The 19,162-nt window shown below is 69.1% G+C and carries 13 protein-coding genes; 2 read left to right on the top strand and 11 right to left on the bottom strand.

Annotated features, from left to right (window positions below):
• Positions 1–45 precede the first annotated feature (45 nt).
• Positions 46–852, top strand: coding sequence for an Fpg/Nei family DNA glycosylase (locus OG379_RS28395; RefSeq protein ID WP_405665808.1), 807 nt, complete (start codon positions 46–48; stop codon positions 850–852).
• A 96-nt stretch (positions 853–948) separates the two neighbouring features.
• Here the strand turns inward: OG379_RS28395 and OG379_RS28390 are convergent, their stop codons facing one another.
• The 11 genes from OG379_RS28390 to OG379_RS28340 form a co-directional block, all read right to left on the bottom strand.
• Positions 949–1,167, bottom strand: a complete 219-nt coding sequence (locus OG379_RS28390) for a hypothetical protein (RefSeq protein WP_405665806.1) — start codon at positions 1,165–1,167, stop codon at positions 949–951.
• 267 nt (positions 1,168–1,434) lie between these two features.
• A complete protein-coding gene (locus OG379_RS28385) occupies positions 1,435–1,626 on the bottom strand; it encodes a CsbD family protein (RefSeq protein WP_104789534.1) in 192 nt (63 codons plus the stop codon).
• Between the two features lie 25 nt (positions 1,627–1,651).
• Positions 1,652–2,122, bottom strand: coding sequence for a Dps family protein (locus OG379_RS28380; protein WP_393761917.1), 471 nt, complete (start codon positions 2,120–2,122; stop codon positions 1,652–1,654).
• 244 nt (positions 2,123–2,366) lie between these two features.
• A complete protein-coding gene (locus OG379_RS28375) occupies positions 2,367–2,750 on the bottom strand; it encodes a helix-turn-helix domain-containing protein (protein WP_014153702.1) in 384 nt (127 codons plus the stop codon).
• A gap of 109 nt (positions 2,751–2,859) precedes the next feature.
• Positions 2,860–3,372: a CinA family protein gene (locus OG379_RS28370; RefSeq protein WP_405665804.1), complete on the bottom strand. Its 513-nt coding sequence runs from the start codon at positions 3,370–3,372 to the stop codon at positions 2,860–2,862.
• The gene (pgsA, locus tag OG379_RS28365; RefSeq protein ID WP_405665803.1) at positions 3,369–4,211 is read right to left on the bottom strand and encodes a CDP-diacylglycerol--glycerol-3-phosphate 3-phosphatidyltransferase; all 843 of its coding nucleotides are present in this window, start codon (positions 4,209–4,211) and stop codon (positions 3,369–3,371) included. The genes OG379_RS28370 and pgsA overlap by 4 nt, the downstream gene beginning before the upstream one ends.
• Positions 4,208–5,686: a 30S ribosomal protein S12 methylthiotransferase RimO gene (gene rimO, locus OG379_RS28360; protein ID WP_393761911.1), complete on the bottom strand. Its 1,479-nt coding sequence runs from the start codon at positions 5,684–5,686 to the stop codon at positions 4,208–4,210. The genes pgsA and rimO overlap by 4 nt, the downstream gene beginning before the upstream one ends.
• A gap of 154 nt (positions 5,687–5,840) precedes the next feature.
• Entirely contained in the window at positions 5,841–6,641 is an 801-nt protein-coding gene (locus OG379_RS28355) for a helix-turn-helix domain-containing protein (RefSeq protein WP_393761909.1), read from the bottom strand.
• 213 nt (positions 6,642–6,854) lie between these two features.
• A complete protein-coding gene (locus tag OG379_RS28350; protein WP_405665802.1) occupies positions 6,855–9,638 on the bottom strand; it encodes a DNA translocase FtsK in 2,784 nt (927 codons plus the stop codon).
• A 111-nt stretch (positions 9,639–9,749) separates the two neighbouring features.
• A complete protein-coding gene (locus tag OG379_RS28345; RefSeq protein ID WP_405665801.1) occupies positions 9,750–10,430 on the bottom strand; it encodes a two-component system response regulator in 681 nt (226 codons plus the stop codon).
• Between the two features lie 244 nt (positions 10,431–10,674).
• On the bottom strand, positions 10,675–16,110 hold the full coding sequence (locus tag OG379_RS28340; RefSeq protein ID WP_405665800.1) for a HAMP domain-containing protein: 5,436 nt from the start codon (positions 16,108–16,110) through the stop codon (positions 10,675–10,677).
• Positions 16,111–16,523: 413 nt separating this feature from the next.
• Here OG379_RS28340 and OG379_RS28335 point away from each other — a divergent pair, with 413 nt between their 5' ends.
• On the top strand, positions 16,524–19,139 hold the full coding sequence (locus tag OG379_RS28335; RefSeq protein WP_393761901.1) for a SpoIIE family protein phosphatase: 2,616 nt from the start codon (positions 16,524–16,526) through the stop codon (positions 19,137–19,139).
• The last annotated feature ends 23 nt before the right edge of the window (positions 19,140–19,162 follow it).

The raw sequence follows: 19,162 nt of genomic DNA, 5'->3' as shown, positions 1-19,162 counted from the left end.
GCGGCCGGGGGACCATGCGCGGCCCGGGCCGCGCATCATGGACACATGCCCGAAGGTGACACCGTCCTGCAGACCGCCCGGCGTCTCGACGCGGCACTCGCCGGCCAGGTCCTGACGGTCTCCGACCTTCGGGTCCCCCGGTTCGCCACAGCAGACCTGACCGGCCGGACCGTCCTGGACGTCACGGCGCGCGGCAAGCATCTGCTCACCCGGTTCCAGGGCGGTCTCACCCTCCACAGTCATCTGCGCATGGAGGGCTCCTGGCGCGTGTACGACCCCGGCGAGCGCTGGCGAGGCGGCCCCGCCCACCAGATCCGCGCGGTGCTCGCCACTGCGGAGCACACCGCCGTCGGTTACCGCCTGCCCGTCCTCGAACTGCTCCGCACCGAGGACGAAGCGCAGGCGGTGGGCCATCTGGGGCCCGATCTGCTGGGGCCGGACTGGGACCCGGACACCGCACTGCGCAATCTGCTCGCCGACCCCGGACGCCGGATCGGGGACGCGCTTCTGGACCAGCGCAACCTGGCCGGCATCGGCAATGTCTACATGTGTGAGCTCTGTTTCATGGCCCGCGCGACGCCGTGGCTCCCGGTGGGCGAGCTGCCCCTGCCCGTCGCCACCCGTCTGGTCAGCACGGCCAGGCAGCTCCTGGAGGCCAACCGCGACCGGCCCGTGCGGACCACGACCGGGGCGACGGCGGCCATGTCCCGCAGCCGTACACGGGAGCGTCTTTTCGTCTACGGGCGGGCCGGCCGGCCCTGTCTGCGCTGTCGTACGCCCATCCGCGTCGCGGATCGCGACGACCGCCCCACCTACTGGTGTCCGCACTGCCAGTCCGGGCCCACCGGCTGAGGTCCGTGCCCCGTCCGCGGCCCCGGCACGCGCTGAAAGTCAGGTGCCGCCCCAGGCAATGTCTGCGTGACGGGACGGACGCTGTCTGCTGAGGCGCTAGGAGGGTATGTCCGTCCGGTCCACCGCGGGCTCATCGGCAGCCTTCTCCGGCCGCCCCGAGGACGCCACATGAACCGGCAGGAGACTCAGCCCCCACCCACCGGCCGCCACCGCACCCTCGACCACTCCGGCGTGCTGCGGCTCCAGAAGCAGCCGCAGCACCGCCCACCACCACATGCCTCCGAGGACGAGCACCGGCACCCATCGCCGCACCATGGCTGCCTCCTCCGGCCGACGCTAGTACGGCACGATCTCCTGACGGGAGGGCGCATCGGTGCACTACCGGCGTGCACGGCGCGAGTGGAACGACAGTGCGCGCTCTCTCCTGGGGCCGCTGACCGCAGAGGTGTTTCCCGGCCCTCCCCCGCAGTTTCCCCCGGGTCGGCGCCGGCTGCATCCCACGGCCCCGGGCACGCCGGCACCCCGGACATGCCGGTGCCCCCGGGATCGGAATCCGCGGGGGCACACCGGTGGGCGCTGCTCCTACCTGTCGTCGTCGGTGAGGGAATCCTTCACGCCCTTGGCACGGTCGCCCGTGGCGCCGAGGGCGCCCTCCGCCTTGGCCTTGGCCTGGTCGGACTTGCCTTCGGCTTCCTTGCGACGGTCTCCGGTGACCTTTCCGGTCGCTTCCTTGGCCTTGCCCTTGAGCTTGTCCATGGCCTTCTTGTCCGTCACGGCGATTCCTTCCTCGAGTTCGGGTTCAGGCACTCTCCGCCTGGAACATCCAGGCGTGCTTCTCAAGATCCGCGGTGAGCGTGATCAGGATGTCCTGGCTGATGGGGTCCGGTTCGTCGGTCGCCTCGATCCGCTCACGCATGCGGTCGATGACCACGCGGAGAGCGTCGACCAGCACACGCACCGCGTCGACGTCCTTGATCCAGCCGTCGGGCACGGAATCGATCGCAGTGGTCTTCGCGAGCGTCCGGGACCGGCCGTCCGGGTTGACGCCCACCGCGGACGCTCGCTCCGCGACCGTGTCCGAGTGCTGCCGCGCGGTGTCGACGACCTCGTCGAGCTGCAGGTGCACGGAGCGGAAGCGCGGGCCGACAACGTTCCAGTGGACCTGCTTGGCCACCAGGGAGAGGTCGACCAGGTCGACCAGCGCGCCTTGCAGCGCGTCCCCCACGACCTTGCGGTCGCCTTCGGACAGGGCGCTCTTCACGACAGACATGCACTTCTCCCTTTCAGATAGCTGTTCGACCTATCATTTGTCCACAATGTCACATATGGGTCGAAACGGGCATCCGGGTGGTTGCTCCACGGGTCCGTGGATCCTGAGATCCGGATCCGGAGAAACACCCTTCGGCCTCACTCCGCGCCTTCCCCGCGAACGGCCCCGCACACACCGGGTACGCGAAAGCCCCGGCAGACCCTCGAGGGTCTGCCGGGGCTTTCGTTCACCACGAACCGTGCGGTCAGGCGGCGACGACATCCACCGCTTCCGCGGGCGCCTTGATGGTCACCCGTCCCGTCGGCACGCCGGCTACCGACGCAACAGAGACGGAATTGAGCATCGGGCGTACTGGTACAGGCACCGCATCACTGGCTGCTGCCGACTCGGCCAGCTCTGCCAGGGACAGTTCATCGCTCACTTCACGCATGAGCTCGGACATCCGTACGTCCAGCGCGTCGCAAATGGCGGAGAGCAGTTCGGAGGATGCCTCCTTCTGCCCCCGCTCCACCTCGGAGAGATAGCCGAGCGAGACTCGGGCGGACGAGGAGACTTCGCGCAGAGTACGGCCTTGGCGCTGGCGCTGCCGACGCAGCACGTCACCAAGCAGGCGACGGAGCAGAATCATCGGTGGCTCCCTCCTCGGACCGCGTAGCCGCATCCTTCACGCCCCACCGTACCGCCTTGCGCTGCGGCCGTGCGGGGAGCGATGTCGTGTTCACTCAGGGCTGCAAACATCAATTCCCCCCGTTCTGTTCCGTATCCTGTGCCCTCGCATTTTCGCCGAGTTCGCCGTAGAGCAGTTCGAGCAGGCTCCGTACACTCTCCTTACGGATGTCCGCCCTCCCGCCGTTCAACCTCAGCTCGGCGACTTTCCGTACGCCGCCCGGCCCGGAAACGGCTATGAAGACCGTTCCGACAGGTTTGCCGTCCTGCGGCTCGGGACCGGCGACGCCGGTGGTCGAGACGCCCCAGTCCGCGCCCAGGACCCGGCGCACGCCGGCGGCCATCGCCTGGGCGACCTCGGGGTCCACAGCGCCGCGCTCTGCCAGGAGCGCGCCGTCGACGCCCAGCAGATCACGCTTCAGGGGCGTGGCGTACGCCGTCACGGACCCGCGGAAGCTCTGCGAGGCTCCGGGGACGGAAGTGAGCTCGGCGGCCACCAGGCCGCCGGTGAGGGACTCGGCGACCCCGAGCGTCTCACCGCGCTCCTGAAGCTGCCGCAGCACCTGGGCCGCCGCGGAGGTCACCGCTCCGCCTCCGCGGCGCGGTGACTGCCTGCCACGCGCTCCCCGGCCGGCTCCCTGACGGACTCGGCCGTCGGCTCCACGACGGGTTCCGCCGCAGCGTCCGCCGTCCCGCCGACGCCGTCGGTGGCGATCCGCGCACCTGCGGGAGCCCCCATGTCCGCTGCCGCCGCGATCGCTGCCATGGCGGCGGCCCGCTCGGCGGCGAGCCCGCGGCGGCGCAGCACGACGGCCTGGCGCACGTAATCGAGGCCGGTGACGACCGTCAGGACGACGGCCACCATCATCACCCAGAAGCGCAGGGTCGCCAGGGGGCCCGTCAGCGCCAGGACGTACATCCCCACCGCGATGCCCTGGGCAAGGGTCTTCACCTTCCCGCCGCGGCTGGCGGGGATCACCGAGTGCCGGATGACCCAGAAACGCATGAGCGTGATGCCGAGCTCACGGAAGAGGATCACGCCGGTGACCCACCAGGGCAGATCCCCGAGCGAGGACAGACAGATCAGTGCCGCGCCCATGATCGCCTTGTCCGCGATCGGGTCGGCGATCTTGCCGAAATCGGTGACCAGGTTGTACGCGCGTGCCAGATGCCCGTCGAAGACATCGGTGATCATGGCGACTGCGAAGGCCGCCCAGGCGAACGACCGCCAGACCGGGTCGTAGCCACCGTCGTGCAGGAGCAGCATGACGAAGCCCGGGACGAGCAGCAGCCGCACCATCGTGAGGATGTTCGCGATGTTCCACAGGCCGGCCTGGTCGACGGCCGCCCCGCCCAGCTTGCCGCCGCGGGTCGCCGGCGTCGCGCCGGAGCCGCCTGCCGCGGATGCCGGGGCTCCCGTCATCTGGCCGCCTCCGCAAGCTCGTGGTGTTCGGCCACGAGGTCCACTCCCTCGGTGCCCACTGCCTTCGCTTCGACCATACGGCCCGGCACGAGCCCTTCGCGTGCGGTGAAGACGACCTGTCCGTCCGTTTCCGGCGCCTGGTGGGCGGCTCGGCCCACCGCCACGGGCCCGTCCTCGTCGGACTCCACGGACTCGACGAGGACCTGGAGGGTTTCGCCGACCCGCTCCTCGGCCCGCTGCGAGGTCAGCTCCTCGGCGAGCTGCGAGATGTGCGCGAGGCGCTCCGCGATGACGTCGGCGTCCAGCTTGTTCTCGTAACCGACCGCCTCGGTGCCCTCCTCGTCGGAGTAGCCGAAGACCCCGATGGCGTCCAGGCGTGCGCCGGTGAGGAAGCGTTCCAGCTCGGCGAGGTCGGCCTCCGTCTCACCGGGGAATCCCACGATGAAGTTCGACCGCGCACCGGCCTGCGGCGCCTTCGACCGAATGGTGTCCAGGAGTTCGAGGAAGCGGTCCGTGTCGCCGAAGCGCCGCATCGCGCGCAGGACCCCGGGTGCGGAGTGCTGGAACGAGAGGTCGAAGTAGGGCGCGACCTTGGGCGTCGAGGTGAGTACGTCGATCAGCCCCGGCCGCATCTCGGCGGGCTGCAGATAGCTGACGCGGATGCGCTCGATCCCGTCGACGTCGGCGAGCTCGGGCAGCAGGGTCTCCAGCAGCCTGATGTCCCCGAGGTCCTTGCCGTACGAGGTGTTGTTCTCGGAGACGAGCATGACCTCCTTGACGCCCTGCTCGGCGAGCCAGCGGGTCTCTCCGAGGACGTCGGAGGGGCGCCGGGAGATGAACGAGCCGCGGAAGGAGGGGATGGCGCAGAAGGAGCAGCGCCGGTCACATCCCGAGGCCAGCTTCACCGAGGCGACCGGGCTGGTCCCCAGCCTCCGGCGCAGCGGTGCCCGCGGCCCGGAGACCGGCGCGACGCCTTCCGGGAGGTCCGCGGGGGCCGGCGCGATCTCCTGGGCGTGGCCGGGCAGCGCGACGGCGGCGTCCTGACGCTCGGCCGGGCTGATCGGCAGCAGCTTGCGCCGGTCACGCGGGGTGTGGGAGGCGTGGATGCCACCGTTGAGGATGGTCTGCAGGCGGTCGGAGATGTCGGCGTAGTCGTCGAATCCGAGGACTCCGTCCGCTTCCGGGAGCGCCTCGGCGAGGTCCTTGCCGTAGCGCTCGGCCATGCAGCCGACGGCCACGACGGCCTGGGTTCTGCCGTGATCCTTCAGATCGTTGGCTTCGAGCAGGGCATCGACGGAGTCCTTCTTGGCGGCCTCCACGAACCCACAGGTGTTGACGACGGCGACATCCGCGTCCGTGGCGTTCTCGACGAGCTCCCAGCCGTCCGCTGCCAAGCGGCCTGCGAGCTCCTCCGAGTCCACCTCGTTACGGGCGCAGCCAAGAGTGACAAGGGCGACGGTACGGCGTTCGGGCATGGGCTCAAGACTACTTTGTCCCGGCACTCACCCTGCCGTGCAGGGTTCACCACTACGGGGAGTGACCGAACAGTCGGTGAGAACGAGGGAAAACACGACGGTGAGCGCCGGCATCTGCCGGGCACTCACCGTCGGGAAGACACGGGTGGAGAGGTCAGCCGACCTCGGGGTCACCCTTGGTGTACGAAAGCCGTTCGACCTGGCCCGATTCGAACTGGTCGTCGACCTTCTTGCCGTTCACGAAGAGATCGATCGCTCCGGCGTCTCCGAGAACGAGGTCGACCCGCTCCTTGTCCTGGAAGGTCTTGGTGTCGCCCTGGGCCAGCAGACCGTCGAAGAGCAGCCGCCCGTTGTGATCCTTGGCGGAGATCCAGCTCTTGCCCTCGGCGGCGCTCAGCCTGACGGTCACCTTGTCCCGCGGAGCTGCGGCGATGACGCTTTCGGAGGGGACGGGCTTGGGGTCGGCGGGCTTGGTCGTGGTGGGCTTGGGAGTGGTCTTGTCGGGGGTCGAGCCTTCGGCCACCTGTGCCGCGCCCGACCCCTCGTCCTCGCCGCTGAAGAGCGTGAAGCCGACGAAGCCGACCACGGCGACGATCGCGGCGACCATGGCCGCGGTCCAGTTGGGCCGACGGGGTTCGGAGCGGATCCGCTCCGCCTCGAACAGCGGTGCCGCGGGCGTGGGCGCGGGGCGGCCGCCGTGCTCGGCGTCGAACTCCGCGATCAGCGGATCGGGGTCGATCCGGACGGCACGGGCGAGCATGCGGATATGGCCGCGGGCATACACGTCGCCGCCGCAGCGGGAGAAGTCGTCCTCCTCGATCGCGTGCACGATGGGGATGCGCACCCGGGTGGAGCTGCTGACTTCCTCGACCGTCAGACCTGCGGCGATACGAGCCTGCTGAAGCGCGCGACCGATCGAAGGGCGGTCGTCTTCGGGGGAGTTGCCGATGGACACGGGGGCGCCTTTCGAGCGTGAGCCACCTGCTGGATGTTCAGTCTAGGGGTGGTACGAAAGGGTGGGGCAACCGGGAGCGACGACTTTGTACGCCATCGGGTTCGCCGGGGAGCCCCTCGGGCAGGACTGAGGACGGAGCACCGGACGGATCATCCCGCTGCTCCTTCCTTCAACTTGACGTACGGCCGGGCGAAACGGTTGCCCGCAAAACTCTTACGAAGCGGTTTCCCCACGAATGACGGCCAACACACCGTCGAGTTCGTCCGGCTTCACCATGACATCGCGCGCCTTGGAACCCTCGCTGGGACCCACGATGTTGCGCGACTCCATCAGGTCCATCAGCCGTCCGGCCTTGGCGAAGCCGACGCGCAGCTTGCGCTGGAGCATCGATGTCGAGCCGAACTGTGTGGAGACGACCAGCTCGGCCGCCTGACAGAGCAGATCGAGGTCGTCGCCGATGTCCTCGTCGATCTCCTTCTTCTGCTTGGTGCCGACCACGACGTCCTCGCGGAAGACCGGCGCCATCTGATCCTTGCAGTGCTGGACGACGGCCGCGACCTCGCCCTCGGTGACGAAGGCCCCCTGCATACGGGTCGGCTTGTTCGCCCCCATCGGCAGGAAGAGACCGTCACCCTTGCCGATGAGCTTCTCGGCGCCGGGCTGATCGAGGATGACCCGGCTGTCGGCGAGCGACGAGGTCGCGAAGGCGAGCCGGGAGGGCACGTTCGCCTTGATCAGACCGGTCACGACGTCGACCGAGGGGCGCTGTGTGGCGAGGACCAGATGGATGCCGGCGGCACGCGCCAGCTGGGTGATCCGGACGATGGAGTCCTCTACGTCACGCGGAGCCACCATCATGAGGTCCGCCAGCTCGTCGACGATGACCAGCAGGTACGGGTAGGGCGAGAGCTCACGCTCGCTCCCCTCGGGCGCCTTGGCCTTGCCGGTGCGGACCGCGTGATTGAAGTCGTCGATGTGCCGGAAGCCGTAGGCCGCGAGGTCGTCGTAGCGGAGGTCCATCTCCCGCACGACCCACTGCAGTGCTTCGGCGGCCTTCTTCGGGTTGGTGATGATGGGCGTGATGAGGTGCGGGATGCCCTCGTAGGCGGTGAGCTCGACGCGCTTCGGGTCGACGAGCACCATCCGCACGTCCTCGGGTGTCGCCCGCACCATGACCGAGGTGATCAGACAGTTGATGCAGGAGGACTTTCCGGAACCGGTCGCACCGGCGACGAGGACGTGCGGCATGTTCGCCAGGTTGGCCATCTCGTAGCCGCCCTCGACGTTCTTGCCGAGTGCCACCAGCATGGGGTGGTCGTCCTCGGCCGCGTCCGCGAGACGCAGGACGTCGCCGAGGTTGACCATCTCCCGGTCGGAGTTGGGGATTTCGATGCCGACGGCGGACTTCCCGGGGATCGGGGAGATGATCCGGACGTCCGGGCTGGCGACGGCATAGGCGATGTTCTTGGTGAGGGCGGTGATCCGCTCGACCTTGACGGCGGGGCCGAGTTCCACCTCGTACCGGGTGACGGTCGGGCCGCGGGTGAAGCCGGTGACCGCCGCGTCCACCTTGAACTCCGTGAAGACGGTGGTCAGGGAGGCGACGACCGCGTCGTTGGCGGCGCTGCGCGTCTTGCCCGGGCCGCCGCGCTCCAGGAGGTCCAGCGAGGGCAGCGAGTAGGTGATGTCACCGGAGAGCTGGAGCTGCTCGGCCCGGTTGGGCAGCCCCTCAGGCCGCTCGGGGACCGGCTTCGTCAGATCGGGGACGCTGTCCTCGGAGGACGAGGTGCTCTTCTCCGCGCGCCCGTCACCGGAGGGGGTCTTCGCGGCCGACCGCGCACCGGGCACCGGGGTACCCGTCCGCTCGCGGTCCCGGTCCGTGGAGACGCCCTGGGTCAGATCGGCGACGACAGGCGACGGGGGCATGCCGTTGAGTACCGCCCCGTCGAGCGCGGCCGCCGCCGCTGCCGCGACGTCCACGGCGTCCATGGTGCGGTTCATCGCAGGCTGGGCGGACTGCCTGCGGGACCGGCGCCGCTTGGCCAGCGCATCGCCCTCGGCCTGATCCGGGTCGTACACGTCGTCGGGCCCCGGGCGACGTGCCGAGGCACGCCGGGTGCGCTCGGGCAGCGCCTCGCGCCACTGCTCGTCGTACCGCTCGTCGTCGCTCCCGTCCTCCTCGCCAGGTACGTACACCGGGTCGACGATGCCGAGCCTGACGCCGAGCTGCCGCAGCCGCCGGGGAATGGCGTTGACCGGGGTGGCGGTGACGACCAGGAGCCCGAAGACCGTCAGCAGCAGAAGCAGCGGGACGGCGAGGACCTCGCCCATGGTGAAGACGAGGGGCTGGGAAGCGGCCCAGCCGATGAGGCCGCCCGCGTCCTGCATGGCACCGGTGCCGTCCTCGCGGCTGGGCGATCCGCAGGCGATGTGGACCTGGCCGAGCACGCCGATGACGAGAGCGGAGAGCCCGATGACGATTCGGCCGTTGGCCTCGGGCTTCTCCGGATAGAGGATCAGCCGTACGGCGACGGCGCCCAGCAGTATCGGCACCAGCAGATCGAGCCGGCCGAACGCCCCGGTCACGAGCATCTCGACGAGATCGCCCACGGGGCCCTGCAGATGCGACCAGGTGCCGGCCGCCACGACCAGCGCGAGCCCCAGGAGCAGCAGGGCGAGCCCGTCCTTGCGGTGCGCCGGGTCAAGTCCCTTCGCGCCGCGCCCTATGGAGCGGAAGACAGCCCCGACGCCGTGCGCGGTACCCAGCCACAGGGCGCGGACGAGCCTGTACACGCCCCCTGTGGGGGACGGTGCGGGCTTGGGCGCGGGTTTCTTCGCGGCAGCCTTCTTGGCCGGCGCCTTCTTTACGGGCACCGTCTTCTTCGCCGCCGCCTTCTTGGCGGGCGCGGCTTTCTTCGCCGGTCCCTGGGTACGGCCGACACCCTTCGCGGTGCCCGCCGTACCCAGGGAACCCTTGCCGGACGTACGTGAGGCCATGTGACTGAGGTTACCGGTGCCGACGCCGGTGGACACGTGTGCCTACGGCTTCACCCGTCCGTGTCGCCCTTGCGCAGGCGTTGAACTGACGCGCCCTCAAGCGGGGGAAGGTCAGCTCTGCGAGGGCAGGGGCGCCGTGGAACCGCCCGCCCCGGGTTCCAGCGCGTCGAGCGCGCGGCGCAGGCCCGTGAGCTTGCGCTCGAGATGGGCGGCGGTGGCCACTGCGGCCGCGTCCGCCGATTCGTCGTCCAACTGCTTCGAGAGGGCCTCCGCCTGCTCCTCGACCGCGGCGAGCCGGGCCGAGAGCTCGGCCAGCAGACCCGCCGGCTCCTTCTCGTCGGCGCCATGATGGGTGCCGCCTTCGAGCTGGAGCCGCAGCAGCGACGCCTGTTCGCGCAGCTGGCAGTTCTTCATGTACAGCTCGACGAAGACCGAGACCTTGGCGCGCAGCACCCAGGGGTCGAACGGCTTCGAGATGTAGTCCACCGCACCCGCTGCATAACCCCGGAAGGTGTGGTGCGGACCGTGATTGATCGCGGTCAGGAAGATGATCGGGATGTCCCGGGTCCGCTCCCGCCGCTTGATGTGTGCGGCCGTCTCGAATCCGTCCATGCCGGGCATCTGTACGTCCAGCAGAATTACCGCGAAATCGTCCGTGAGCAGCGCCTTGAGCGCTTCCTCCCCTGACGATGCCCGTACCAGTGTCTGATCGAGCGCAGAGAGGATGGCCTCCAGCGCCAGCAGATTCTCCGGCCGGTCATCGACCAGGAGGATCTTGGCCTTCTGCACCATGGCCCGTCCTCCTCGCCCCGGAATCGCACCGGGTGCCGCCCCAGGGGACGACTCCCTTACGCCGTCCGTCCTTGTGCCGGTCATGGTAGCCGCACCCCGCCCGTCACCACACCCTGTCACCGCGATGTCACTGTGCACATAGCGGAAACGCGGTCGAAGACCAGAAGGTTCCCCGGAATCCGCACACTCACACCCCTCAGCGCACAGCCGGACGACGAATTTCGGCGAGCCGCCCCCCGCACGGTCACTCTCCGCGCATCCACTTCTCCATCACCGACAGCAGATGGTCGGAATCGACCGGCTTGGTCACATAGTCGGAGGCTCCGCAGTCGATCGCCTTCTCACGGTCCCCCTTCATGGCCTTGGCGGTCAGCGCGACGATCGGCAGCCCCGCGAACTGAGGCATCCGGCGGATCGCGGTCGTCGTGGCATAGCCGTCCATCTCAGGCATCATGATGTCCATCAGAACGATCGTCACATCATCGTGCTGCTCAAGGACTTCGATGCCCTCGCGCCCGTTCTCCGCGTACAGCACCGACAGGCCGTGCTGCTCCAGCACGCTGGTGAGGGCGAAGACGTTGCGGATGTCGTCGTCGACGATGAGCACCTTCTCCCCGTGGAAGCGGAACGTCCGGCGGGGGGCCTGCTCCTCCTGTGTGCTCTGCACCCATTCCTCCGGCGCCGCGCCGCTTCCCTCTCCGGAGGTGCCGTTCGCCAGTGCGGGGCGCTGTGCCGTGCCTCCCAGGGCCTTGCGGCGGCGCCTGAACACCCCTGCGGAGTTTCCGGGGTCGCCCAGGGGCTGCTCGGTCCCGGTGCTCTGAGGCGCCTCCAGGTGCAGGGCACCCTCGGCGGAACTCGCGTGGACCTCGATGGGGCCGGGCCCCATCTGCGGATAGCCCTGCGGGGGCAGCTCGCTCGGGTGCAGGGGCAGATACAGCGTGAAGGTCGAGCCACGGCCCGGTTCGCTCGCTGCGTGGATCTCACCGCCCAGCAGCCGGGCGATCTCCCGGCTGATGGAGAGGCCGAGACCCGTGCCCCCGTACTTGCGGCTGGTCGTACCGTCCGCCTGCTTGAACGCCTCGAAGATCACCAGCATCTTGCTCGACGCGATGCCGATTCCGGTGTCGGTGACCGAGAAGGCGATCAGGTCGCCGTCGGCGTCACGCAGCGAGCCGGCCTCCAGCAGGTGTTCCCTGATGGCGTTCGGGACATCGGCGCCGGCCGGCCGGATGACCAGCTCCACGGCGCCGCTGTCGGTGAACTTCACCGCGTTGGACAGGAGGTTGCGCAGGACCTGCAGCAGCCGCTGCTCGTCCGTGTGCAGCGTGGCGGGGAGCTCCGGGGACACCCGTACGGAGAAGTCGAGCCCCTTCTCGGCGGTGAGCGGCCGGAACGTCGCCTCCACGTAGTCGACCAGCTGCACCAGGGCGATCCGGGTCGGGCTGACGTCCATCTTGCCCGCCTCGACCTTGGACAGGTCGAGGATGTCGTTGATCAGCTGGAGCAGGTCGGAACCCGCCCCGTGGATCGTCTCGGCGAACTCCACCTGCTTGGGCGAGAGGTTGCCCTCGGCGTTGTCCGCGAGCAGCTTGGCCAGGATGAGCAGCGAGTTGAGCGGCGTACGCAGCTCGTGCGACATGTTGGCCAGGAACTCGGACTTGTAGCGCATCGAGACGGCGAGCTGCTCCGCGCGCTCCTCGAGGACCTGCCGCGCCTCCTCGATCTCGGTGTTCTTCACCTCGATGTCGCGGTTCTGCTGCGCCAGCAGTTCCGCCTTCTCCTCCAGCTCGGCGTTGGACGCCTGCAGCGCCTTCTGCCGGTTCTCGAGCTCCTGCGAACGGTCACGCAGCTGCTCGGTGAGCTCCTGGGACTGTTCCAGGAGCTTCTCGGTCTTCGTGTTGACGCTGATGGTGTTGACGCTCGTGGCGATCATCTCGGCGAGCTGGTTGAGGAAGTCGCGCTGAATGTGTGTGAACGGCTGGAACGACGCCAGCTCGATGACCCCGAGCACCTGGCCCTCGAAGAGCACCGGCAGCACGATCACGTGCGCGGGCGGTGCCTCCCCGAGTCCGGAGGAGATCTTCAGATACCCCGGCGGCACGTTGTCCACCTGGATCGTCCGCTTCTCCTCGGCCGCCGTGCCGATGAGCGTCTCCCCGGGCCGGAAGGAGGTCGGCATGGAGCCCGCGGAATAGCCGTAACTGCCGCGCATCCGCAGCTCGTACGAGCTCTCCCTGCCGCTGTCCGAGCCGACCTCGTCGCCGTCCCCGGTGGTCATGGCCAGGAAGAACGCACCGTGCTGGGCGGAGACGACCGGCGTCAGTTCGCTCATGATCAGCGAGGCGACGTCGTCGAGATCCCGGCGGCCCTGCATCAGACCGGAGATCCGGGCGAGGTTGCCCTTGAGCCAGTCCTGCTCCTTGTTGGCCAGCGTGGTGTCGCGCAGATTGGCGATCATCGTATTGATGTTGTCCTGCAGCACCTGGATCTCGCCGGCCGCGTCGACGTCGATCTTGAGATTGAGATCGCCTCGGGTCACCGCGGTGGCGACGGCCGCGATGGCGCGCACCTGACGGGTCAGGTTCCCTGCCATCTCGTTCACCGACTCGGTGAGGTCGCGCCAGGTCCCGTCGACGTCCCTGACCCTGGCCTGCCCGCCCAGCTGCCCCTCGGTGCCCACCTCGCGGGCCACCCGGGTCACCTGCTCGGCGAAGGAGGAGAGCTGGTCGACCATCGTGTTGATGGTGTTCTTCAGCTCCTGGATCTCACCGCGCGCGTCGATGTCGATCTTCTTGGTGAGATCACCCTTGGCGATGGCCGTGGTCACCGTGGCGATCTGGCGCACCTGGCCGGTCAGGTTGGACGCCATCGAGTTCACCGACTCGGTGAGGTCCTTCCAGGTGCCCGAGACGCCCGGTACGCGCGCCTGGCCGCCCAGTTCTCCCTCGGTGCCCACCTCGCGGGCCACCCGGGTCACCTCGTCGGCGAACGAGGACAGGGTCGTCACCATCGTGTTGACGGTGTCGGCCAGTTCTGCGACCTCGCCGCGTGCCTCGACCGTCACCTTCTTCGTCAGATCGCCGTTGGCGACCGCGGAGGAGACCCTGGAGATGTTGCGCACCTGGCTGGTCAGGTTGTTGGCCATCAGGTTGACGTTGTCGCTCAGGTCCTTCCAGATGCCGGTCGCACCGCGCACCCGGGCCTGGCCGCCGAGGATCCCCTCGGTGCCCACCTCACGGGCGACCCTCGTCACCTCGTCGGCGAAGTTGAGCAGCTGGTCGACCATCGTGTTGACCGTCGTCACCAGTTCGAGGATCTCGCCCTTGGCGTCGACGGTGATCTTCTTGGAGAGATCGCCCTTCGCGACTGCCGTGGTCACCTCCGCGATGTTGCGCACCTGGAGCGTCAGGTTGTTCGCCATGCCGTTGACGGACTGGGTGAGGTCCTTCCACGTACCGGAGACGCCCTGCACCTCCGCCTGCCCGCCGAGGATGCCCTCCGTGCCCACCTCACGGGCGACCCGGGTCACCTGCTCGGCGAAGTTCGACAGCTGGTCGACCATGGTGTTGAGGGTGTTCTTCAGCTCCAGGATCTCGCCCCGGGCGTCCACATCGATCTTCTGCGACAGGTCACCCCGCGCGACCGCCGTGGCGACCTGCGCGATGTTGCGGACCTGGGCGGTGAGGTTCCCCGCCATGCCGTTCACCGAGTCGGTCAGGTCACGCCACACGCCTGCCACACCGGGCACCTGGGCCTGGCCGCCGAGGCGCCCGTCCGTGCCCACCTCGCGGGCCACTCGCGTCACCTGGTCGGCGAAGGCGGAGAGCTGGTCGACCATCGTGTTGATGGTGTTCTTCAGCTCCAGGATCTCGCCCCGGGCGTCCACATCGATCTTCTGCGACAGGTCACCCCGCGCGACCGCCGTGGTCACCTGGGCGATCTGGCGCACCTGGGAGGTCAGGTTCCCGGCCATGAAGTTGACGGAGTCGGTGAGCTCCTTCCACGTGCCGGAGACACCGTCGACACGTGCTTGACCGCCCAGGCGGCCCTCCGTGCCCACGTCCCGCGCCATCCGCGTCACCTGGTCGGCGAAGTTGGACAGCTGCGCCACCATCGTGTTGACGGTGTTCTTCAGCTCCAGCATCTCGCCGGCCACATCGACGGTGACCTTCTGCGACAGATCACCGTTGGCGACGGCCGTGGTCACCTGCGCGATGTCACGCACCTGACCCGTGAGGTTCCGGAAGGCGGTGTTCACCGAGTCGGTGAGGTCCTTCCACGTCCCCGCGGCCCCCGGAACCTCGGCCTGGCCGCCGAGACGGCCCTCGACACCGACCTCCCGGGCGACCCGGGTCACCTCCGAACCGAAGGCCTGGAGCTGGTCCACCATCGTGTTGACGGTGTTCTTCAGCTCCAGCATCTCGCCGGCCACGTCGACAGTGACCTTCTGCGTCATGTCACCGCTGGCCACGGCGGTGGTCACCTGCGCGATGTCACGCACCTGCGTCGTCAGGTTCCGGAAGACCGTGTTCACCGAGTCGGTGAGGTCCTTCCAGGTGCCGGCGGCGCCCGGCACCTGTGCCTGGCCGCCGAGCAGACCCTCGCCACCGACCTCGCTCGCCACGCGCGTCACCTCGTCGGCGAAGGTACGCAGTGTCTCGGTCATCTGGTTGATCGTCTCGGCGAGCTGCGCGACCTCGCCGCGGGCGCTCACCGTGACCTTCTGGGACAGGTCCCCGTTGGCGACCGCCGTCGTCACCTCTGCGATACCGCGCACCTGGGACGTGAGGTTCCCGGCCATGGTGTTGACGGAGTCGGTGAGATCCTTCCAGACCCCGGCCACCCCCGGCACCGTCGCCTGCCCGCCCAGTTCACCCTCGGTGCCCACCTCGCGGGCGACCCGGGTCACCTCGGAGGAGAACGACGACAACTGGTCCACCATCGTGTTGACGGTGTTCTTGAGCTGGAGCATCTCACCGGCCACATGGACGGTGACCTTCCGTGACAGGTCTCCCTTGGCCACGGCCGTGGTGACCAGGGCGATGTCGCGCACCTGGGCGGTGAGGCGGTAGGCCATGGTGTTGACGGAGTCCGTGAGGTCCTTCCAGGACCCGGACATGCCGCGGACCTGGGCCTGGCCTCCCAGCTTGCCCTCGGTCCCCACCTCGACCGCCACCCGCGTCACCTGCTCGGTGAAGGCGGACAACTGGTCGACCAGGTTGTTGACCGTGCGGGCGACCTTCAGGAACTCCCCGCGGAGCGGGCGTACGGTCTCGTCCGGCGCGTGGGTACGCAGTTCCATCCGCTGTTCGAGGTCACCGTCGGCGACCGCGGAGAGTACCCGTCCGACTTCGGACACAGGTCGCGCCAGGTCGTCGACGAGCTCGTTGGAGGCGTCGATCGCGGCTGCCCAGGAGCCTTCACAGGCGCCGGTCTCCAGGCGCTCGGTGAGTTTCCCCTCCCGCCCGACCACACGCCGCACACGGGCGAGCTCGCCCGTCAGGTGGAGATTGCGGTCGGCCACCTCGTTGAAGACGGCGGCGATCTCCGTGAGGACGCCGTCGCCGGAGACGGTGAGCCTCCTGCGGAAGTTGCCGTCACGCATCGCCACGAGGGCCGCCAGCAGTCTGTTCAGAGCTGCCGCGTCCACGTCGATGGTCCCATTGCGCTGCTTTTTCACGGACTGCCCGCCTTTTGTGCGCGTTCCTGAACCCCGCGCCGCCACGCCAGACTCCACCGTGTCCCTCCCGCAGGGGTTGACCGTATCGCTCGGGCCGTTGCCGGAAGCTTGCCCACTTCCACTTTGGCTCACCGCCACAGCACACCGTTGACGGGTGACTATGCGGTCGTCAAATCGTTGAAACGTACCAGGCCGGAGCGGGAGGGCGAGGACAGTCTCACGGTCGTCCCATTTCCCTCACCGGGGGCCCCATAGTTGTGCGCCGGGCGCACAACCACCGGGTGCCGTGCGTACCCAAGTCCGCCCTCGTGTACCCGGGACACCTGGCGAACGTCTAGCCTGGCAGACGAATCGAGCGGGCGATATACGGGCACAGGACTCGGGGAAGCGACGAGACACCAATGGGGAGTGCTGTGATCACCGCGCGCGCGGCTGCCACCTTCGATCCGGTCGGACGCTCGGTCGCGACCGCCCGCGCGTTCGTCCGCGACACCCTTCAGGGGTGGGGTTACACGGACGTCGTTGACGATGCCGTCGTTCTTACCAGTGAACTCGTGACCAATGCGGTCGTGCATGCGGGTACGGCCGCCGATGTGCTCTGCCTGCGCACCGAGGACGGTGTACGCGTCGAGGTGTCCGACCACTACCCGGAGCGGGAGGTGCCGCTCCAGAGTTCCGGCCTCGACTTCGGGAGCCCGGACCGGGAGGGCGGCCGCGGCCTGCTCCTCTGCGCGGCTCTCGCTTCCCGTTGGGGCGTCGAGTACACACCGACGCACAAACATGTCTGGTTCCAGCTCGACCTTCCCGAACGCCCTGTGGGTATCCGCTCGGCCAGTCCGGTCCTGCCCACCGCTCTCCTGCCGGTGGCGGAACAGCGTGTGCGGGTGGCCGTCGTGCAGATCGACGGATCCGGCTCCATCGCCTCGTGGAACGACGACGCGTCCTTCCTCTTCGGATACGCCGCCGAGCAGGTCGACGGAAAGCAGTTCACCGACTTCGTGGCGTGGCCGCACACCCCGGGCACCAACACCGGCATCGCCGACGCACTGCAGCTCTCCCGGTGGGAGGGCAGCTACGGCCTCCGCGGCGCCGACGGCCGTGTCATCCCTGTGTACGCCTCGCATCTCAGAGTCCGCGATGCCGACGGGGAGCCTTCCACCGTCTGCCTCCTCGTGCGCGATTACGAGCGCGCCGTGCTCCAGACGCCGGTGCGCGCCCCCGTGTCCGACACCTCGGCCGAGAACCGCACCGCCGATCCCTTCGAGATCTTCATTGGCTCACCGGCCCCGGACGACCTCGACGGACTGCTGCAGCGCACGGTCGAGCGGGCGCGCGACATGCTGGACGCCGACGCAGCCTTCCTGCTGCTGGCCACCGATGACGAGACGGAGCTGGAGGTCCGCGCGACCACCGGCCTCCCCTCGGCCCGTCAGCGCTTCGCACGGGTCCCCGTGGAGGCCGGCACGGGCCGCTACGGCTCCGCCCGCATGCCCGCCGTCCACGAGGACCTCACCGTCGTCCCGGGCGCCGTACCGCTGCTCAGCGACACCGGGATGCGCTCGGTCGTCACGGTCCCGCTCAAGGTCGAGGGCCGTCTCACCGGCTCCCTCGGGGTAGCGGCCGAAGCGGCGGGCAGATACTCCAACGAGGAGGCGCTGCGGCTGCAGTTCGCCGCGGACCGCATCGCGCTGGCCGTCGAGTCGGCGAGGCTGGGCGAGCTGGAACGCCTGCGCCGCGGCTCGCTGTCCTTCCTCGTCGAGGCGTCCGACCTGCTGGCCGGAACGCTGGACAGGGACCAGACCCTGGCACTGATGGCACAGATGACCGTGCCCACGCTGGCCACCTGGTGCGCCGTCTACACCATCGCGGACCAGTCCTCGGAGCCGTACCTCTCCTATGTCCTCCACGAGGACGAGGAGCGCATCGACGGCCTCAAGGCCCTGCTCTCCTCCATCGACCCGCCGGACCCCGTCCCGGCCCCGGGAGCCCGCATCTGGCCGGTGCCCGCGGAAGCCGGCCACCAGGCCGCCCTGCGCACCTCCAAGCGCACCCTGGGCAGGGACGCGCCCCTGAGCATGGGGGCGGCTACCCGTACGACGCTGGCCACCGCGGTCGCCGTGGGAGGCGAGACCGTGGTGCTGCCCCTGGTGGCGAGGAACCGCGTGATCGGCATGCTCACGCTCGGCAAGCCGTCCGACGAACACTTCCGCCAGGAGATCCTGGAGCTCGCCGAGGACCTGTCCCGACGGGCCGCTCTGGCACTGGACAACTCCCGCCTTTACTCGGAGCGCATGGCCATCAGCCAGTCCCTCCAGCGCAGCCTGCTCCCGCCCGGCCTGCCCGACGTGCCCAACGTCGAGATCGAGGTCATCTACCGTGCGGCGGGAGAGGGCAACGAGGTCGGCGGCGACTTCTACGACGTGTTCCCCATCCGCGACGGTGCCTACGGATTCGCCATCGGCGACGTCTGCGGTACGGGCCCGGAGGCGGCGGCCGTCACCGGCCTCGCCCGTCACGCCCTGCGCCTGCTGGCCCGCGAGGGGTTCGGGGGCCCCGCGGTGCTGGAGCGGCTCAACGCCGCCATCCTGGACGAGGGCGCGCGCAGCCGCTTCCTCACGCTTCTCTACGGGGAGTTGTGGCCGCAGGAGGACGGCAGCGCCCTCCTGAAGGTGGTCTGCGCCGGCCACCCCCTCCCCCTGCGTCTGCGCCAGGACGGCACCGTGGAGGCAGCGGCCGAGCCACAGCCCCTCCTGGGAGTCATCGAGGACCTCGAGCTCTACGAGCAGGAGGTCACTCTGGAGCCGGGTGATGTACTCCTGTGTGTGACCGACGGAGTCACCGAACGCCGCGAGGGGACCCGCATGCTGGGCGACGACGGCCTGGCCGATGTCCTCGCCGTGTGTACGGGCCTGACGGCCGGCGCGGTGGCGGGGCGCATCCTGCGGGCCGTCGAGCGCTTCGCCGCGGAGCCCGCATCCGACGACATGGCCATCCTGGCCATGCGCGTCCCGGAGCCGCAGAACGTCTAGACGATTGAGTCCAAGGGCTCGCA

It is taken from the genome of Streptomyces sp. NBC_01166, assembly GCF_045039765.1.
Classification (GTDB): domain Bacteria; phylum Actinomycetota; class Actinomycetes; order Streptomycetales; family Streptomycetaceae; genus Streptomyces.
This window is presented reverse-complemented; position numbering and strand designations above follow the sequence as displayed.